Genomic DNA, 16,944 nt, shown 5'->3' on the forward strand with positions numbered 1-16,944 from the left:
CCGGAAAACATGATGGCCGACAAGACTCCGAGGTTCAATTACGTGGCGCTGGTGTTCGGCGCGATCCTGGCGGTGTGGAGTGCGGAAACGATCGACGAACGGCTCGCTTTTATCGGATCGTCCGTTGCCGTGCAGGGAACGGTCGTCCGGTTGACCCACGGCGCGCATCACCCGCTGATCGAGTTCGCGACGAAAAGCGGCGAGCGCGTATCGTTTCCGGGGAGCTTCGTGACGGTGGAGGTCGGCGACAAGGTGCCGGTTCGCTATGACCCGGCCAGGCCGCTAGCCAGCGCAACAGTCGACACGTTCACGAACATGTGGCTCGATTCGATCATCCCGATCGCTTTCACGATTGCGTTTCTTTACGCGGGCTTGACGGGGGAGTCGCTTCTGTCGAAGTCAGGGGGAGGGCGTGGCTGAGCGTGTGGCGGGCATCATCGGGATGCCGGGCTCGACACGGATGCGCCAGACGCAAAAAAGCCTCCGCTGGGGAGGCTTTAATTGCACTATCAAAGATAGTTGGTAGGGTGGGAGGGACTCGAACCCTCGACTCTCTGATTAAAAGTCAGATACTCTAACCAACTGAGTTACCACCCCACGTTCTTGAAACCTGTTGGTTCGTTGCTTCAACAACTTCTGCAGCGACCCAAAGAGCAAAAGATTATAGCGACGGCTTGTTAGGCTGTCAACAACTCGCCGCGATAATTATTTGATCGTTTCAAGCTTGCCCTGCGCCGTCTGCGCAGCATTCGAACCGGCGTACTGCGAAACGACCTGCTCGAACGTCTTCTTCGCGGCCGCCTTCTGGCCTTGCTCGAGCTGGTTCGTGCCGATTGCCACGAGGGCGTCGGCGGCGCGCGGGTGCTGCGGGAACTTGCTGACGATCCCTTGCCACGTTGCAGTCGAACCGCGGTAGTCGCGCAGCGCGTATTGCGCATTGCCGTACCAGTACTGTGCGGTCGGCTGGTAGGGGCTCTGCGGATACTTCGCGATGAACGCGCGGAACGAAGCCGCCGCCGCCTTGAAGTTGCCGTTGCGGAACTGCTGCTGCGCCGCGCTGAGCGCATCCGTTTCACCCGGCTGCACGGTGCCTTCCACGCCGTCGATCGTCGCCTGCTGCGGCTCGAACTTCTTGAGCCGCGTGTCGAGGTCCTGGTAGTACTCCTTCTGCTGCCGTTCGAGCGTCGTCAGCCGGTTCGTCAGATCCTCGTTCTCGCCGCGCAGCGTCGCGACCTGCTGGTTCAGCTGGTCGAGACGGCCGGATTGATCGAGGATCGTACGCTGGGCGGCCGACAACTGGCTGGCCAGGTTGTCGGTCTTGCTGCGCAGGTCGAGCACAGCGCGGCGCGCTTCGTTGTCGTCGAACACGCCGGCGTGCGCCGGCGCGGCCGACCACGCCGCGCCCGCGACGCAGAATGCTGCGGCAACGCGCAGCAGGGATACACGGTGCGTCATACGGCGATTCTTCCGTTACTTACTGTTGGTAGACGAGGTCGGCGCGACGGTTCTGCGCCCACGATGCTTCGTCGTGACCCGTCGCCTGCGGCTTTTCCTTGCCGAGGCTCACGGCTTCCATTTGCGAATCGTTCACGCCGAGCAGTGCCATCGCACGGCGGACGGCTTCCGCACGCTTCTGGCCCAGCGCGAGGTTGTACTCGCTCGTGCCGCGTTCGTCGGTGTTGCCTTGGATCAGCACGTGGCGCTGCGGGTGGCTCTTCAGGTACTGGGCGTGTTGCTGCATCAGCGACTGGTAGTCGTCCTTCACCGAATAGCTGTCGAAGTCGAAGTAGATGCTGCGCTTCGCGAGCGGGCTGTTCGGGTCGTTCAGCGGATCGACGTTCACTTGCGCGACGTTGTCGGCGCTCGGCTGCGTGCTGACGGCACCCGCGTTGTTGGCCTTGTCGTCGAGCTTCACGCCCGACTTGCACGCTGCGAGCGCGCTGATCATCATCACGGCCAGGGCCAGACGAGCTTTATTCGACATCATGGTTACTCTCCTTGTGGTCATTGCATGAAGGGCCCCCACGACGGCTCACGTACGGAGCCGCCCTGGACGGACAGGATTTGCGGCGGCGCGCTGCCGTCGGAGGGCACTGCTGCCAGAACATTGCGACCACCCGACTGGGTAGCGTACAGAAGGTACTGGCCGTTTGCCGCGAAGCTCGGCGATTCGTCGCGGTTCGTATTCGTGATGGCGTTCGCCGCGCCCGATTGCAGATCCTGAACGTACAGCTTGAAGCCCCCACCCGTGCGGGAGATGTAAGCGAGCAGCTTGCCGTCCGGGCTGATACGCGGGCTCGTGTTGTAGCTGCCGGTGAAGGTCACGCGCTGCGCGGCACCGGCGCTTTCGCCCTGTGCGGGCATCCGGTAGATCTGCGGCGCACCGCCGCGATCGCTCGTGAAGTAGATCCAGCGGCCATCCGGCGAGTAGAACGGCTCGGTGTCGATCGAGCTGCTCTGCGTGAGGCGGCGCAGGCCGCCACCCGTCGAGTTGACCGTATAGATTTGCGTATTGCCCGTCAGCGACAGCGCGACGGCCAGCGTGTTGCTGTCCGGCGACCATGCCGGTGCGCTGTTGTTGCCCTTCTGGTCGGAGACGATGTAGCGGCGGCCGGTCGGCAGGTCGTGGATGTAGACGATCGGCTTCTTGCGCTCGAACGAGACGTACGCGACCTTCGTGCCGCTCGGCGACCACGACGGCGAGATGATCGGCTCGGTGCTCGACAGCGCGATGCGCGCGTTCTGGCCGTCCGAATCCGAGATCTGCAACTGGTAGCGGTTACCGGTCTTGATCACGTACGACAGGCGCGTGGCGAACACGCCGCGCACGCCGAGCAGCTTCTGGTAGATGTAGTCGGCGATCTTGTGGCCGGCCGTGCGCAGCGTGGTGTCGGTGGCCGTCAGCGACAGGCCGCCGAGGCTTTGCTGCTTCACGGTGTCGTACAGGATGAAGTTGACCTTGTACTGGCCGTTCGCCTCGCGGTTCACGCTGCCGGCGACGAACGCATTGGCGCCCTTGGCCTTCCATGCGCCGAGATCGACCGATGCGGTCTCCGGCACGGGCGTGCTGCCTGCGTCGATGTTGGTGAATTTGCCGCTGCGGGCGAGGTCGGCGCGGACGATCGACGTGACCTGCTGCGGCAGGTTCGCCTCGTTCGCGAAATTCGCGGTGGCGATGGGGAACTGGGTCGACCCGACACCGGTGATCAGCACGTTGACCTGAGCGTTAGCGGCGCTGCCCGCCGTGATCAGACACGAGGCCACGAGTGCCCTGAAACCTAGCTTTGTCATCAAACTCATGCTTCTTGCTTCCCGTATGACTTGGATCGCTGCGCAACCGCAGAGAGACAGTAAAAATACCCGATTCGTTCCCGTCTGATCGCGACGCACGGAGTGTAAGCGTATTTCCTTTCACTCCGCCGCCTTGAAGGTAATCGTAATGTCCGACGGGGTACGACCGTTAGAATCGGGCGGCAACGGGACCGATGCGTGGATCGCATTGACCACGGCTTGATCCCACCCCGAATTCCCGCTGGAGCGGGAGACCGATGCGCTCAATACGTCACCGGACGGCGTGCACCGAATCTTGACGACGGTGGTCAGGCCTGCTCGTTCGCCGCCCCAAACGATGTTCGGTTTGACGCGGCGGCGCACCTTGTCGGCATAGCCGGGCGTCGCGGCATTGCCGCCGGAACCCGTGCCCGTGCCGCTTTTCGCGAGGCCTTCGCCGCCGCCTTCACCGGCGCCGGACAGGCCCTGCATCTGCGCGAGACGCGCGCTGCGCTCGCGGTCGAGCTTCGCGTTCGCTGCCGCATTGGCCTTTGCGCGTGCCGTGGCTTCGGCCTTCGCCTTGGCCTGGGCTTCCGCCTTTGCCTTCGCGGCCTCGTCGGCCTTCGCTTTCGCCGCCTGCTGCGCTTCGAGCTGCGCCTGCTTCTGCTCCTGGATTTTCTGCTGTTCGAGCTTCTGCTGCTCGGCGAGCTGCTGTTGCTTGAGTTTGTCGGCCTGCTTCTGCCGGTCGCGTTCCGCGGCCTTTTGCGCAGCGAGTGCGGCTGCCTGCTGCGCCGCAAGCTGGGCGCGCCGGGCTTCGTCTTCCTGCTGGGCCTTCAGTTGCTGCGCGCGGCGCTGCTGCTCGAGCAGCGCATCACGCGCGGCCGCTTCCTGCTGCCGCTTCTTTTGCTGCAGCGCGATGTCGGCCTGCTCATCGCGTACCGGGGGAGGGGGCGGCGCGACCTTCACGGGCGGCGTGGGCGTGACGACGGGCCGCGGCGCGGGCACGTCGGGCACCTCGGTCCACAGCTCGGCTTCGGCGCCGGCCGGCGTGCTGTTCTGCCACTGTACGCCGTGATAGAGGAACAGCGCGAGCAGCACGTGCATCAGCGCGGCGAGCGCGAATGCGCGCCAGGTACCGCGCTCGCGGGGAGGCTGAGGCGGGTAGCCGGTGCTGCGCGTGGATTGCTGCGGGTTCATTGCGATTTGACGAGGAGACCGACGCGCTTGACGCCGCGCGCCTTCAGATCGGACATCACGGTCATGACTGCATCGTACTGCACGGTCTTGTCGGCCGCGATCACGACCGGCTGGTCAGGGTGATCGGCCTGCCGGGCCGCGATGAAGCTGTCGAGCTCGGCCTTCGTCATCGTGTCTTCCTGGGTCGCGCCCGAGTCGCCCTTGTACTTGACGCTCATCGTGCGGTCGGCCTTGATGTTGACGACGACGGGTGGCGTCTGCTCCTGCGGCGCGGCATTGCCGACGGTCGGCAGGTTGATGATCGACGGGGCGACGAGCGGTGCGGTGACCATGAAGATCACGAGCAGCACCAGCATCACGTCGATGTACGGCACGACGTTGATGTCGGCCATCGCACGGCGCGAACGGCCGCCGCGCATGCTGGATCGGATGGGACTTCCTGCCATGGCGCGCTCCTTACTGGGCCTGACGCTGCAGGATGTTCGAGAACTCTTCGATGAAGGTCTCGAAGCGGATCGCGAGCCGGTCGATGTCGTGCGCGTAGCGGTTGTACGCGACCACCGCCGGAATCGCGGCGAACAGGCCGATCGCGGTCGCGACGAGCGCCTCGGCGATGCCTGGCGCGACGTTCGCGAGCGTGGCCTGCTGCACGTTCGCGAGGCCGCGGAACGAGTTCATGATCCCCCAGACCGTGCCGAACAGGCCGATGTACGGGCTGACCGAGCCGACCGACGCGAGGAACGCGAGGTTCGCTTCGAGCACGTCCATTTCACGCTGGAACGACGCGCGCATCGCGCGGCGTGCACCGTCGAGCACGAGGCCCGGATCGCTGATGCGCTTTTCCTTCGCCTTCAGGAACTCGCGCATGCCCGATTCGAAGATCCGCTCGAGCGCGCCGATCGTGTGGCGGTTGTTGGCCGCGCTCTGGTACAGCGCCTGCAGGTCGCCGCCCGACCAGAAATCCTTCTCGAAGCGTTCTGTTTGCGCGCGTGCGCGGCGGATCGCGAACCACTTGCGGAAGATGAAGGTCCACGACATCAGCGACAGCAGCAACAGCAGCCCCATCACGGCCTGGGCCAGCACGCTCGCGTTGAGGACGAGGGAAATGATCGACAGGTCTTGAGAAGTGTTCATAGAGGTTTGAGTAACGTCCCTTCGGGGCGCCCGGTATGCGTGCGGCGCGGCGCGCCGGCCATGCCTGGCGCCGAACCTTGCTTAGTATCGAATCAGAAAGGCAAGTTCATAGGCTTTGTCTAAACGGCGCTCATGCGAGCTTCGTTGACAGTGCAGTCTGCTCGTCGTCGATGACGGGCCCGCGCTGCAGCGCTTCGAGCACCGCCGGCGGGATGGCCGCGGGCCGGATGCCGGTACGGTCGACGCAGCCGAGACGGATGTGTCCGGCCACGAGCAGCGTGTCTCCACACCAGGCTTCCTGCGCGAATTCCACCGATGCGCGACCGATGCGTCCTGGCCGGCTCGTGATCGCCAGCGTGTCGTCGAGTCGCGCCGGCGCGCGGTAGTCGAGCGACGTGCTGCGGACCACGAAGATCGCGCCGGTATCGTCGGCGAGCCCACGCTGGTCGATGCCGCATGCGCGCAGCCACTCGGTGCGGGCGCGTTCGAAGAACTTCAGGTAGTTGGCATAGAAGACGATGCCGCCTGCGTCGGTATCCTCGTAGTACACGCGCACCGGCCAGATGAAGCCGGAGGGCGCTTCCGGGGAGCGGGTAGGCTGGGTCATGGCGCGCATTCTACCGGAAGGCAGAAGCCTGATTCGTAACCGATTCGTAACGGAATGTAGTATGCCGTAGCACACTGCGGGCCGGCCCGGAAGGGCCGGGCCCGCAGGGCTTCAGCCGCGGTGGACGGTCGGGCCGCCGGGTGCTTGCGCGATCGGCATCAGCTCGATCGTGTTGACGTTGACATGCGCAGGGCGCGTCGCGATCCAGTAGATCGCGTCGGCGATGTCCTCGGGCATGAGCGGCTGGACATTGTTATAGACGTTCGCCGCCTTTGCGTCGTCGCCACGATAGCGGACGTTCGAGAATTCGGTGCCGCCGCACAGGCCCGGCTCGATGTCGGTGACGCGCAACGGCGTGCCGAGCAGGTCAGCGCGCAGGTTCAGGCTGAATTGTCTGACGAAAGCCTTGGTTGCGCCGTAGACGTTGCCGCCCGCATAAGGGTACGAACCGGCGACCGAGCCAAGATTGAAGACATGGCCGCGGCCGCGCGCGATCATGCCGGGCAGCAGCGCGTGAGTGACCGTGACGAGGCCCGTGCAGTTCGTGTCGATCATCGTGTGCCATTCGTCGAGGCTGGCCTTTTGGGCCGGCTCGACGCCGAGCGCGAGGCCGGCGTTGTTGACGAGCACGTCGAGTGCCGCGAATTCGGCGGGAAGGGCGGCCGGTACGGCCTCGACGGCCGCGCGATCGCGTACGTCGAGTTCGAGCGGCAGAAGGGCGTCGCCGAGTTCGGCGGCGAGCGCATCGAGACGATCCTTGCGGCGCGCGGTCGCGACGACGCGGTGGCCTCCGTTGACGAAGGCACGGGCGATGGCGGCGCCGAAGCCGGCGGACGCGCCTGTGACGAACACGATCATTGCTGCTCCTGGTCGATGACAAAATAGCGGGTGGTATCCCGCAAGCCTACTGAGATTGCCGCACCGCGGCAAGGCGGCAAAGCGTTCCGGCACGGGCGCGTAGAGTCTGGCCCCAATTGCTTCCGGCGCACCGCCGTGCGGTTGCCTATTCATGACGCATCCAATACACTAACGCGCTCATCACCCCTGCGTGACTGGCGATAGAACCCTTCGGGTTCAAGGTGGAGCATCCCACCGTGAAGCGCGGGGCGCCGTTTTTGCCGTTCGCCTGGGCAGCCGTTGTGCGCCGTCGCGTGCATCGCCGGTGGCTGTCCTGCCTCGCGTCATACGGATTCTTCCGCCACGTCGAGCTGGTCCCGCCAGCAGCGCACCGTACTCGGCCGCTCCGGTCAACCTGTACACACTTAACGGAAACCGTATGTTTGACAGAGCCCAAAGCACCATTGCGAACGTCGATCCCGAAATCTTTGCCGCGATCGAGCAGGAAAACCGCCGCCAGGAAGATCACATCGAGCTGATCGCGTCGGAAAACTACACGAGCCCGGCCGTGATGGCCGCGCAGGGCTCGCAGCTCACGAACAAGTACGCGGAAGGTTATCCGGGCAAGCGCTACTACGGCGGCTGCGAATACGTGGACGTGGTGGAGCAGCTGGCGATCGACCGCGTGAAGCAGCTGTTCGGCGCGGAAGCCGCGAACGTGCAGCCGAACTCGGGTTCGCAGGCGAACCAGGGCGTGTTCTTCGCGATGCTCAAGCCGGGCGACACGATCATGGGCATGAGCCTCGCGCACGGCGGCCACCTGACGCACGGTTCGCCGGTGAACATGTCGGGCAAGTGGTTCAACGTGGTGAGCTACGGCCTGAACGAGAACGAAGACATCGACTACGAAGCGGCCGAGAAGCTCGCGCAGGAACACAAGCCGAAGCTGATCGTCGCGGGCGCATCGGCGTTCTCGCTGAAGATCGATTTCGAACGTCTGGCGAAGATCGCGAAGTCGGTGGGCGCGTACCTGATGGTCGACATGGCGCACTACGCGGGCCTGATCGCGGCGGGCGTGTACCCGAACCCGGTGCCGCACGCGGACTTCGTGACGACGACGACGCACAAGAGCCTGCGCGGCCCGCGCGGCGGCGTGATCCTGATGAAGGCAGAGTACGAGAAGCCGATCAACTCGGCGATCTTCCCGGGGATCCAGGGCGGCCCGCTGATGCACGTGATCGCCGGCAAGGCGGTGGCGTTCAAGGAAGCGCTGTCGCCGGAGTTCAAGTCGTACCAGGAGAAGGTGGTCGAGAACGCACGCGTACTGGCTGAAACGCTGGTGAAGCGCGGGCTGCGGATCGTGTCGGGTCGTACGGAAAGCCACGTGATGCTGGTGGACCTGCGCGCGAAGAACATCACGGGCAAGGCAGCGGAAGCGGCGCTGGGCGCGGCGCACATCACGGTGAACAAGAACGCGATCCCGAACGACCCGGAAAAGCCGTTCGTGACGAGCGGCGTGCGCCTGGGCTCGCCGGCGATGACGACGCGTGGGTTCGGTCCGGCGGAAGCGGAACAGGTGGGCAACCTGATCGCGGACGTGCTGGACAACCCGGAAGATGCGGCGACGATCGAGCGCGTGCGCGCGCAGGTCGCCGAGCTGACCAAGCGTTTCCCGGTCTATCGCTGATCGACGATGCGCTGCCCGTTCTGCCGGCATGACGACACGCAGGTCGTGGACTCGCGCGTGTCCGAAGATGGCGCCGCGATCCGGCGGCGCCGTCGCTGCTCGGCTTGCGACAAGCGCTTCACGACGTACGAGCGGGTCGAGCTGTCCCTGCCGTTCGTCGTGAAGAAGGACGGCAGCCGCACGGAATTCGACCGTCGCAAGATCGTCGCCAGCATGCAACTCGCGCTGCGCAAGCGGCCGGTTGCTGCCGACGCGATCGACGCGGCGGTCGCCCGCATCGAGTATCAACTGCTCGCGACAGGCGAGCGCGAAGTGCGTAGCGAGAAGCTCGGCGAACTCGTGATGAACGAGTTGCGCGGCCTCGATACGATCGCTTATGTCCGCTTCGCATCGGTGTATCGCCGGTTCGAGGACGTTTCCGAATTTGCCGACGTGATCGAAGAGTTCCGTCGCGCCTCTCCCGCCAAGACTCCGCGTAAGCGCTGACGCGCTGCGTCCGTTCATCGTCTTCTCCGTTGGGTCAGTTCGTGCCGATTGTGTCGGCCGCTATCGCATGCCGCCAGTCGGCCATTCGGCAAATGGCGCGCGTCCGCACGCGTCGCTACAGTCGTCGCATCACCTTGGCGAAGGACGGCTGCGATGGGACTGCACGCTCAACCCCTGAATAATGTGTTGCGACGCTCCGGCGGGTTCACGCTCGTCGAGCTGATGGTCGCCATCTCGCTGGCGGCCGGGCTCGCGCTCCACGCGGCGCCCGCGTTCGACCAGTGGCGCACGCGCGAACGTGTGGATGCACGCTCGCGCGCGTTGCTCGGCGCACTGTCGTTTGCACGGTCCGAGGCGACGCGTCTCGGCGTGCGCGTCACGCTGTGCAGGGCAGGCAGCGGCAGCACCTGTTTGCGTGCCGGTGAGCGGTGCGATCCGGCCGAATGGTCGTGCGACTGGATCGTCAGCGGGCAGGTCGACGGGCAGTCACGCGTGCTGAGGCGCTATCCGCGCGATGCCGAAGTGGCTGTCGCGGGTGCCGCGCACGATCTCGCGTTTGCACCGCCGGTCGGTCAGGCAATCGGTGGCATCCGGCGTTTCGAATTGCGTCCGCGACGCGTCGCGTCGGGGGCTGACGACGCGCGTGCATCGCGTTGCGTGCTGATCGCGGCAGGCGGCCGGGCGCGGGTTGTCGCCGGCCGCTGCGATGCGGCGTGAGCGCGGTGCGCAACGCAATGCGCGGCACGTCGCTGATCGAAGCGATGCTGGCCGTCGCGCTGCTCGCGGCCGTGATGCTGGCTGTGGCGGGCAGCCAGCTTGCGATGGCGCGTGCACAGCGCGCGACGATCTGGCGTGAGCGCGCGCTGTGGCTGGCCGATGCACGTATCGAGCGCGTGCACGTAGCCACGGCGGCTGACGATGGCCTCGCGGCGCGGGCCGCGGCGTCGCTGCCTGGCGGCGCGCTGACGCGTGGTGACGGGCCGGGTGGCGTCCGCTACGCGGTTGTCGGCTGGCGGGGCGGCAATGCGGCTACCGGGCCGCGATGCGAAGCGGCGGGGAGGTCGGCGCAGCCGCCGTCGTGCGTCCGGATTCCGTATCGGGAGACTGACGCCGATGAACGCTGATCGCCGCATGCGCGCGCATACGTTGCTTGAAGTGTTGATCGCGATGACCGTCGGTCTGCTCGTGCTCGCGGCGGCCGGTGCGCTGTACCACGCGCAGCGCGTTGCACAGCGGCGTGCGGACGACGGGTTCCGGATGCGCGATGCGGCCGGTACCGCACTGATGCTGATCGGCCAGCAGATCCAGATGGCAGGATTCCGGCCGCTCGATGTGCAAGGCGTGTCGTCGTTGCCGCCCGTGTTCGGCTGTTCGATGGCACGCGTGAGGGGAAATGGCGCGCAAGTACGGTGCGAGCCCGTGCGCGCTGCGTCGGACGCGTTGCTGATTCGTTATGTCGGCGATGCCGTGTCGACGTGGTCCACCGTGAGCGGCCAGGTGTCGGATTGCCTCGGGCAGGGTGTCGGCGTGTCCGGCGAACGTGCGCCGCTGGAGAACCGCTTCGATGTGCATGTCAGTCCGTCGACGGGCGAGCCCGAACTGTATTGCGAAGGAAACGGCCGTCCGGGCACGCCACAGCCGGTCGTGTCGGGAATCGATCAGTTGCGGGTGCGCTATCTGCGGCGCGGCGGCACGCAGTTCGTCGATGCCGATGCAATGCGCGTCGACGACTGGCGCGATGTCGTGGCGGTGCATGTCTGCGTGCGGGCGCGCGGTGAACCGTCGGGCGAGCCGGCGCGGCACGTCGACTGCGACGGCCGCACGGTCGTTGCGCAAGACGGCCGCGCGCGTATGACGCTCGATCGCATCGTCGCGTTGAGGAATTCCGCGGGCGCATTCGACGATACGTCGCGCGATGCAACGAACGAGCGCGAGGTGCTGCGATGAACGGAGCGGGGCCGTACGCGCCGGAGAGCTCACGATGCGTCGCGGCAGGCAACACGCACGAGCGTATCGCGACAAGCGGCGAAGATCCGCGGCAGGCTGCAGGCGCGGAGGCCCTGGCAACGGGCCGGCGAGCGCCGTACATACGCTTGCGGTCAGCCAGCCGCGATTGGCATCGCGAAGCGGGCGTTGCATTGCCCGCGGTGATCGCGGTTGGCGCGGCGGTTGCAGCGCTGACAGGCACGTGGTTCGACGCTGCGCTGACGGAATCGCGCCGCACGCGCGCGTTGTCCGATCGGCTGGTCGCATTCCACGCGGCCGATGCTGCGCTTGTTGCGTGCACGACGCGATTGCGCCGGGGCTCGGCGCCCTATGTGAGCGAAGGGGAGTCGCACGCGGAGCCCGACGCGTGGCGGCGCATGCCGGCACTGGCGGTTGCCGAAGCTTTTGCGCCGTTCGCCGGATGGCCGATGGCCGTGCAACCGCCGCGATGCCTGATCGAAGCGTGGCGCGGGGCAGGGCCGGCCGGCGGTCGCGCTTACGTCGTCACCGCGCGTGGTGTCGGTGCGCATGCATCGAGCGCCGTCTGGCTGCAGCATCAGGTCGCGATCCGCGACGGACACATCGTCTCCTTGCGCTGGCGTCGCGTCGCGACGGTGCTTCGATGAACGGTCGCACGTCCATGTACCGCTCGGCGGGATTCACGCTGATCGAGCTGATGATCGTGCTCGCGATCGTCGCGGTGCTGGCCGGATGGGGCGTCCCTTCATATCGCGAGCATGTTGTGCGCGTTCATCGCGCGTCGGCGGTCGCTGCGCTGTACCGGGCGGCCCAATATCTCGAAACGCTGGAGGGTGTGCCGCCTTCGGCATTGCCGACGGCGCTCACGCAAGCGCCGCCGGACGGGCGCGCGGTCTATCGACTGGCGCTCAGGCGGCCGGACGGCGACGATTCACCGGTGAGCTATGAACTGGAAGCAATCCCGCTCGACACGGGCCCGATGCATGACGATGCATGCGGCGCATTCACGCTGCGCTCGGACGGGACGAAAGGCAATGTGCGAAGCGATGCCGCCGACGGGCAGGTCGCGGCGTGCTGGGGTGTGCGTTGAGTTCGGATCGAAGGCGCGCCACGGCGCATGGCCGTGCGCGCAGGATGCCGACGGTCAGTCGTCGTGCGTGTCGAGCCCGCGCTCGTTGCGGGACTGCTTCCAGATCCGGTAGACCTCCCATGCCGCGAAACCGAGGGTGCCCCACTTCAGCGCGGGCCCCGCGCTCGCGCGCAGCAGCGAGCGAACGGGCTTTGCGAGCACGAGCGAGGCGAGCGAACTCAGCATCGGATACTGGTTGACGAGATTGCCGAGGCTCGCGTTCAGGTTCTTGGCGGACTGGCTGAACTTGTTGCTGGACAGGCCGGGGACGAATACCTTGAGCCAGCTGAAGCGCGTGACGGCCTGGCGCATTTCGCCGGCGGCTTCCGCGAGTTCGAGCCGCTCGACTTCGGATCGCAGGATCAGCAGTTCCTTGCGGAGCGCGCGATGCTGCGACGCGCTCCAGTTCGATCGCGACGAATGGGAGCGGGGTGAATTGCCCGTGACGTTCTGGCTCATGGCGCGTCGGCGAAGTAGGTGGGAGGGGTGAGCGCGACTGCGTTCACGGCTTGCCGCGGAACAGTTCGCGGTCTTTCTCGAGTTCGGCGAGCGTCGCCTCGAATACGGTCGGCGCGTCTCGCAGGCCCGAGCGGGCCTTCAGTGCGCACACGATCCCGCCTGCGGCATACAGGGCGGTGATCGCCGCGAGCGACTGCCAGCGGTAGGTATCCCAGAACGCGATCGCGACGAGTACGGTCAGGCTGATGAGTGCCATCGTCGCAAGCATCATCGCGGCGAGCCCGAGGAACAGCACGCCCATCAGGCGCTCCTTCTCCTCGGCAAGCTCGATGCTCACGAGTTCGAGGCGCGTTTGCAGCAGGCCGATCGCGGAGCCGACGAGGCGGCGCAGCGGTCCTTGGCCGGACGGCTGCGAGGTGGTGTCTGTCGTCATGGGTGAGGTGCGTGCGCGTGCAGTGTGCAGCTAGAACAAAGCCGGCCGGCGGAAACCGCCGGCTGGCTTCGACGCCCGCAGGCCGCGCGACGCGGCCGACGGGACGAAACGGCGCAGAGCGCGTTACTTGCGGTTGATCAGCAGGCCGATCAGCACGCCGACGCCGGCGGCGACGCCGATCGACGTCCACGGATGCTCGTGCACGTAATCGTCGGTTGCGCGTGCGGCCTTCTTGCCCTTCTCGACCACCACGACCTGGACGTCGGCTGCCTTTTCCTTGGCCTGCTTCAGACGCGACATGGCTTTTTCGCGCAGCTCGGCCGCACGGTCGCCCGTGCTGCTCGCAGCTTGCTTGAGCAGGTCTTCGGCGTCCGACAGAACGGTTTTGATATCCGACATCAGTTTCTCCTTGTTGATTTCCGACATTGCAACTCCCTTCATGCTGTCATGCTGCAGGTTCACATCGTAGCGAAACGCCTGCCTGCTGGCGAGCCGGGAAGACACACGACGGTAGTGCAAGACCGCATGGTAAACGACTTGTAATCATCAACAGAGCGGCAAACAGGGTGAAAAGTTTCCCGGGCGGCCGCCCGCGCTGCATCGACACCAGGCAAAAATGACAAAAAAGTATGAATATCAAACGGAATAATCGTTCGCACGCCCCATTGCTTCCCGTAAGCTGACAGACTTTCCCGCGCCGACCCGGGCGCGGTTTCAACCAGCATCGTTCGAGGAGGGAACATCATGAGTCTGCGTCTTGGCGACATCGCACCGGATTTCGAGCAGGAATCGAGCCTGGGCCCGATCAAGTTTCACGAGTGGCTGGGCGACAGCTGGGGGGTCCTGTTCTCCCATCCGGCCGACTACACGCCGGTGTGCACGACCGAACTCGGGCTGACCTCGAAGCTGAAGGGCGAATTCGAGAAGCGCAACGTGAAGGTGATCGCGCTGTCGGTCGACGGTGTCGAATCGCACAAGGGCTGGATCAACGACATCAACGACACGCAGTCGACGGTCGTCGGCTTCCCGATCATCGCCGATGCGGACCGCAAGGTTTCGCAGCTGTACGACATGATCCACCCGAACGCGAACGAAACGCTGACGGTGCGTTCGCTGTTCGTGATCGACCCGAACAAGAAGGTGCGGCTCACCATCACGTACCCGGCCAGCACGGGGCGCAACTTCGACGAAGTGCTGCGCGTGATCGACTCGCTGCAACTGACCGACAACTACAAGGTCGCGACGCCCGGTAACTGGAAGGATGGCGACGACGTCGTGATCGTGCCGTCGCTGCAGGATCCGGAAGAGCTGAAGAAGCGCTTCCCGAAGGGCTTCAACGCAGTGCGTCCGTATCTGCGTCTCACGCCGCAGCCGAACAAGTAAGCATCGGCGGCACATGAACGCAATACCGGGCCGCCGGCCCGGAGCGCGGATCCGATGAAAAACGGCCCGCCCGGCAGTGATGCCGGGCGGGCCGTGTCTTTTGCGCGTGCGCGGTGCGGCGTGGCTGCCGGGCGCGCCGCATCCGGACGATCAGAAGAACGCCTGGATGCCCGTCTGCGCGCGACCGAGGATCAGCGCGTGGATGTCGTGCGTGCCTTCGTACGTGTTGACCACTTCGAGGTTCACGAGGTGGCGCGCGACGCCGAATTCGTCGGAGATGCCGTTGCCGCCGAGCATGTCGCGCGCGAGCCGGGCGATGTCGAGCGCCTTGCCGCACGAGTTGCGCTTCATGATCGACGTGATCTCGACGGCCGCCGTGCCTTCATCCTTCATCCGGCCGAGGCGCAGCACGCCTTGCAGGCCGAGCGTGATTTCGGTCTGCATGTCGGCGAGCTTCTTCTGGATCAGCTGGTTCGCGGCGAGCGGCCGGCCGAACTGCTGGCGGTCGAGCACGTACTGGCGCGCGGTGTGCCAGCACGATTCGGCGGCGCCGAGCGCACCCCACGCGATCCCGTAGCGGGCCGAGTTCAGGCACGTGAACGGGCCGCGCAGGCCGCTCACGTTGGGCATCAGGTTCTCTTCCGGAACGAACACCTCGTCGAGCACGATCTCGCCGGTGATCGATGCGCGCAGCCCGACCTTGCCGTGGATCGCGGGCGCCGACAGGCCCTTCCAGCCCTTCTCGAGGATGAAGCCGCGGATCGCGTCCTTGCCGTTCTCCTCGAGCTTTGCCCACACGACGAACACGTCGGCGATCGGCGAGTTCGTGATCCACATCTTCGCGCCGGACAGCGAGTAGCCGCCGGGCACTTTCTTCGCACGGGTGACCATGCTGCCCGGGTCGGAGCCGTGGTTCGGCTCGGTCAGCCCGAAGCAGCCGATCCATTCGCCGGTTGCGAGCTTCGGCAGGTATTTCTGCTTCTGCGCGTCGGAGCCGAACTCGTAAATCGGCACCATCACGAGCGACGACTGTACGGACATCATCGACCGGTAGCCCGAATCGACGCGTTCGACTTCGCGCGCGATCAACCCGTAGCTCACGTAATTAAGGCCGGGGCCGCCGTATTCCTCGGGAATCGTCGGGCCGAGCAGGCCGACTTCGCCCATCTCGCGGAAGATCTCGGCGTCGGTGCGCTCGTGGCGGAACGCCTCGGTGACGCGCGGTGCGAGCTTGTCCTGCGCGTACGCCTGCGCTGCGTCGCGCACCATCCGCTCTTCTTCGGTCAGTTGCTGGTCGAGCAGCAGCGGATCGTCCCAATGAAAAGTTGCAGCACTCATCGTCTCATCTCCTGTCGGGCAGAGTTGGCGCTTCAGCGCTTACTCTGGCCCCATGCTTTGCGGTTGGTCCGGTCTTCCAGCCGGGCCCCATGCCAAAAGTTTGCTTGACTGAAGTTCCGCTGTGCGGAACAATGTTTTGCAAATCGAACCCAGTGTAGCACCAGATGACACTTTCAACCATCGACGAAACCACGATCGACGAGCGCAAGTTCGTCGTCGCGCTCGCGCGCGGGCTCGACCTGCTGCGCGCGTTCCGGCCCGGCGAGACGATGCTCGGTAACCGTGACTTCGCGGAGCGCACGGGGCTGCCGAAGGCGACCGTGAACCGGCTCGCGTACACGCTGACCGTGCTCGGCTACCTGCGCTACGACGAGACGCTCGGAAAGTATGCGCTCGACGCCGGCGTGCTGTCGCTCGGCTACGCGCTGCTGTCGGGATCGGGCACGATCGACCTCGCGCGGCCGCACATGCAGGCGCTCGCGCGCGAGATCGGCGCGGCCGTATCGCTCGGTTGCCGCGACGGGCTCGACATGATCTATCTGGAGACGATCCGCAGCGAGACGGCGCTGACGCTCGGGCTCGCGCCCGGTTCGCGGCTGTCGATGCTGACGAGCTCGATGGGGCGCGCGTACCTGGCCGTGCAGCCGGAGGACGTGCGCCGCGCGCTCTATGCGGAGCTGCATCGCGCGGCCGGCGGTGCGGCCGACGCCGATGCGCTCGTCGCCGCCGCGCAGCAAGCGGTGGCCGAGTTCTCGGCCGGCGGTTGCTGCTATTCGTTCCGCGCGTGGCACATGGACGTGAACGCGGCGGCCGTGCCGTTTCGCGAGCCGCGCGAGGGGCGCTGGCTGATCCTGAGCTGCAGCGGTCCTGCCTCGTCGATGGACGAGGACGTGTTCCGAATGCAGGTCGGGCCGAAGCTGAAGGCGCTCGCGCAGCGGCTCGGGCAGACGGCCTGAACAAGACGGCGCGCGGCAATGGTCGCCGCTGTGACCGTGTGGCGCCGGCGTTCACGGGAACAG

Annotated in this window: 22 protein-coding genes, 1 tRNA gene and 1 riboswitch; of the genes, 10 read left to right on the forward strand and 13 right to left on the reverse strand. The window is 65.8% G+C overall.

Going from position 1 to position 16,944, the window contains the following annotated elements; all coding sequences use genetic code 11:
* Positions 1-12 precede the first annotated feature (12 nt).
* Positions 13-420, forward strand: coding sequence for a DUF3592 domain-containing protein (locus tag ACPTTF_RS03905; RefSeq protein WP_423370324.1), 408 nt, complete (start codon positions 13-15; stop codon positions 418-420).
* A 100-nt stretch (positions 421-520) separates the two neighbouring features.
* Here ACPTTF_RS03905 and ACPTTF_RS03910 read toward each other — a convergent pair.
* The 9 genes from ACPTTF_RS03910 to ACPTTF_RS03950 form a co-directional block, all read right to left on the reverse strand.
* Positions 521-597: transfer RNA gene (locus ACPTTF_RS03910), tRNA-Lys, on the reverse strand.
* 108 nt (positions 598-705) lie between these two features.
* Positions 706-1,455, reverse strand: a complete 750-nt coding sequence (ybgF, locus tag ACPTTF_RS03915; protein WP_011351071.1) for a tol-pal system protein YbgF — start codon at positions 1,453-1,455, stop codon at positions 706-708.
* A 19-nt stretch (positions 1,456-1,474) separates the two neighbouring features.
* A complete protein-coding gene (gene pal / locus ACPTTF_RS03920; RefSeq protein ID WP_021157174.1) occupies positions 1,475-1,987 on the reverse strand; it encodes a peptidoglycan-associated lipoprotein Pal in 513 nt (170 codons plus the stop codon).
* Between the two features lie 17 nt (positions 1,988-2,004).
* The gene (gene tolB / locus ACPTTF_RS03925) at positions 2,005-3,300 is read right to left on the reverse strand and encodes a Tol-Pal system beta propeller repeat protein TolB (protein WP_059685118.1); all 1,296 of its coding nucleotides are present in this window, start codon (positions 3,298-3,300) and stop codon (positions 2,005-2,007) included.
* Between the two features lie 111 nt (positions 3,301-3,411).
* Positions 3,412-4,467, reverse strand: coding sequence for a cell envelope integrity protein TolA (gene tolA / locus ACPTTF_RS03930; protein ID WP_423370325.1), 1,056 nt, complete (start codon positions 4,465-4,467; stop codon positions 3,412-3,414).
* Complete coding sequence (tolR, locus tag ACPTTF_RS03935) at positions 4,464-4,913, reverse strand: protein TolR (RefSeq protein ID WP_031399575.1); 450 nt, start codon at positions 4,911-4,913, stop codon at positions 4,464-4,466. The genes tolA and tolR overlap by 4 nt, the downstream gene beginning before the upstream one ends.
* 10 nt (positions 4,914-4,923) lie before the next feature.
* On the reverse strand, positions 4,924-5,601 hold the full coding sequence (gene tolQ / locus ACPTTF_RS03940) for a protein TolQ (RefSeq protein WP_021157170.1): 678 nt from the start codon (positions 5,599-5,601) through the stop codon (positions 4,924-4,926).
* Positions 5,602-5,731: 130 nt separating this feature from the next.
* Positions 5,732-6,217, reverse strand: a complete 486-nt coding sequence (gene ybgC / locus ACPTTF_RS03945) for a tol-pal system-associated acyl-CoA thioesterase (protein WP_423370326.1) — start codon at positions 6,215-6,217, stop codon at positions 5,732-5,734.
* A 102-nt stretch (positions 6,218-6,319) separates the two neighbouring features.
* Positions 6,320-7,066, reverse strand: coding sequence for an SDR family NAD(P)-dependent oxidoreductase (locus ACPTTF_RS03950; protein WP_423371842.1), 747 nt, complete (start codon positions 7,064-7,066; stop codon positions 6,320-6,322).
* A gap of 180 nt (positions 7,067-7,246) precedes the next feature.
* Positions 7,247-7,347, forward strand: a riboswitch (ZMP/ZTP riboswitch).
* Positions 7,348-7,484: 137 nt separating this feature from the next.
* On the opposite strand from ACPTTF_RS03950, the gene glyA reads away from it, so the two are divergent.
* The 7 genes from glyA to ACPTTF_RS03985 all read left to right on the forward strand — a co-directional run bounded on the left by glyA (position 7,485) and on the right by ACPTTF_RS03985 (position 12,273).
* On the forward strand, positions 7,485-8,732 hold the full coding sequence (glyA, locus tag ACPTTF_RS03955) for a serine hydroxymethyltransferase (RefSeq protein ID WP_166956970.1): 1,248 nt from the start codon (positions 7,485-7,487) through the stop codon (positions 8,730-8,732).
* Positions 8,733-8,738: 6 nt separating this feature from the next.
* Positions 8,739-9,218 (forward strand): transcriptional regulator NrdR, encoded by a 480-nt coding sequence (nrdR, locus tag ACPTTF_RS03960; RefSeq protein ID WP_006476792.1) that lies wholly within the window; start codon positions 8,739-8,741, stop codon positions 9,216-9,218.
* A gap of 153 nt (positions 9,219-9,371) precedes the next feature.
* Entirely contained in the window at positions 9,372-9,935 is a 564-nt protein-coding gene (locus tag ACPTTF_RS03965; protein ID WP_423370327.1) for a GspH/FimT family pseudopilin, read from the forward strand.
* A complete protein-coding gene (locus ACPTTF_RS03970) occupies positions 9,932-10,342 on the forward strand; it encodes a hypothetical protein (protein ID WP_423370328.1) in 411 nt (136 codons plus the stop codon). Before ACPTTF_RS03965 ends, ACPTTF_RS03970 begins: the two co-directional genes overlap by 4 nt.
* On the forward strand, positions 10,332-11,165 hold the full coding sequence (locus ACPTTF_RS03975; RefSeq protein WP_423370329.1) for a PilW family protein: 834 nt from the start codon (positions 10,332-10,334) through the stop codon (positions 11,163-11,165). The genes ACPTTF_RS03970 and ACPTTF_RS03975 overlap by 11 nt, the downstream gene beginning before the upstream one ends.
* A gap of 203 nt (positions 11,166-11,368) precedes the next feature.
* Entirely contained in the window at positions 11,369-11,830 is a 462-nt protein-coding gene (locus ACPTTF_RS03980; protein WP_166957867.1) for a hypothetical protein, read from the forward strand.
* Positions 11,827-12,273 (forward strand): type IV pilin protein, encoded by a 447-nt coding sequence (locus ACPTTF_RS03985; RefSeq protein ID WP_423370330.1) that lies wholly within the window; start codon positions 11,827-11,829, stop codon positions 12,271-12,273. Before ACPTTF_RS03980 ends, ACPTTF_RS03985 begins: the two co-directional genes overlap by 4 nt.
* A gap of 54 nt (positions 12,274-12,327) precedes the next feature.
* On the opposite strand, the gene ACPTTF_RS03990 is transcribed toward ACPTTF_RS03985, so the two are convergent.
* From ACPTTF_RS03990 to ACPTTF_RS04000, 3 genes are all read right to left on the reverse strand, one after another.
* Positions 12,328-12,771, reverse strand: coding sequence for a DUF3318 domain-containing protein (locus tag ACPTTF_RS03990; protein ID WP_166956980.1), 444 nt, complete (start codon positions 12,769-12,771; stop codon positions 12,328-12,330).
* A 43-nt stretch (positions 12,772-12,814) separates the two neighbouring features.
* Positions 12,815-13,204, reverse strand: a complete 390-nt coding sequence (locus ACPTTF_RS03995; RefSeq protein ID WP_423370331.1) for a phage holin family protein — start codon at positions 13,202-13,204, stop codon at positions 12,815-12,817.
* Positions 13,205-13,327: 123 nt separating this feature from the next.
* Positions 13,328-13,630, reverse strand: coding sequence for a DUF883 family protein (locus ACPTTF_RS04000; RefSeq protein WP_006494044.1), 303 nt, complete (start codon positions 13,628-13,630; stop codon positions 13,328-13,330).
* A gap of 318 nt (positions 13,631-13,948) precedes the next feature.
* Between ACPTTF_RS04000 and ACPTTF_RS04005 the strand changes: the two genes are divergently transcribed.
* Complete coding sequence (locus tag ACPTTF_RS04005; protein ID WP_166956984.1) at positions 13,949-14,587, forward strand: peroxiredoxin; 639 nt, start codon at positions 13,949-13,951, stop codon at positions 14,585-14,587.
* A 150-nt stretch (positions 14,588-14,737) separates the two neighbouring features.
* Here ACPTTF_RS04005 and ACPTTF_RS04010 read toward each other — a convergent pair whose 3' ends face one another.
* Positions 14,738-15,925, reverse strand: a complete 1,188-nt coding sequence (locus tag ACPTTF_RS04010) for an acyl-CoA dehydrogenase (RefSeq protein WP_021157157.1) — start codon at positions 15,923-15,925, stop codon at positions 14,738-14,740.
* Between the two features lie 164 nt (positions 15,926-16,089).
* Here ACPTTF_RS04010 and ACPTTF_RS04015 point away from each other — a divergent pair, with 164 nt between their 5' ends.
* Entirely contained in the window at positions 16,090-16,881 is a 792-nt protein-coding gene (locus tag ACPTTF_RS04015; RefSeq protein ID WP_423370332.1) for an IclR family transcriptional regulator, read from the forward strand.
* Positions 16,882-16,944: the final 63 nt, after the last annotated feature.

It is taken from the genome of Burkholderia crassaminum, from assembly GCF_964265005.1.
Lineage (GTDB): Bacteria > Pseudomonadota > Gammaproteobacteria > Burkholderiales > Burkholderiaceae > Burkholderia.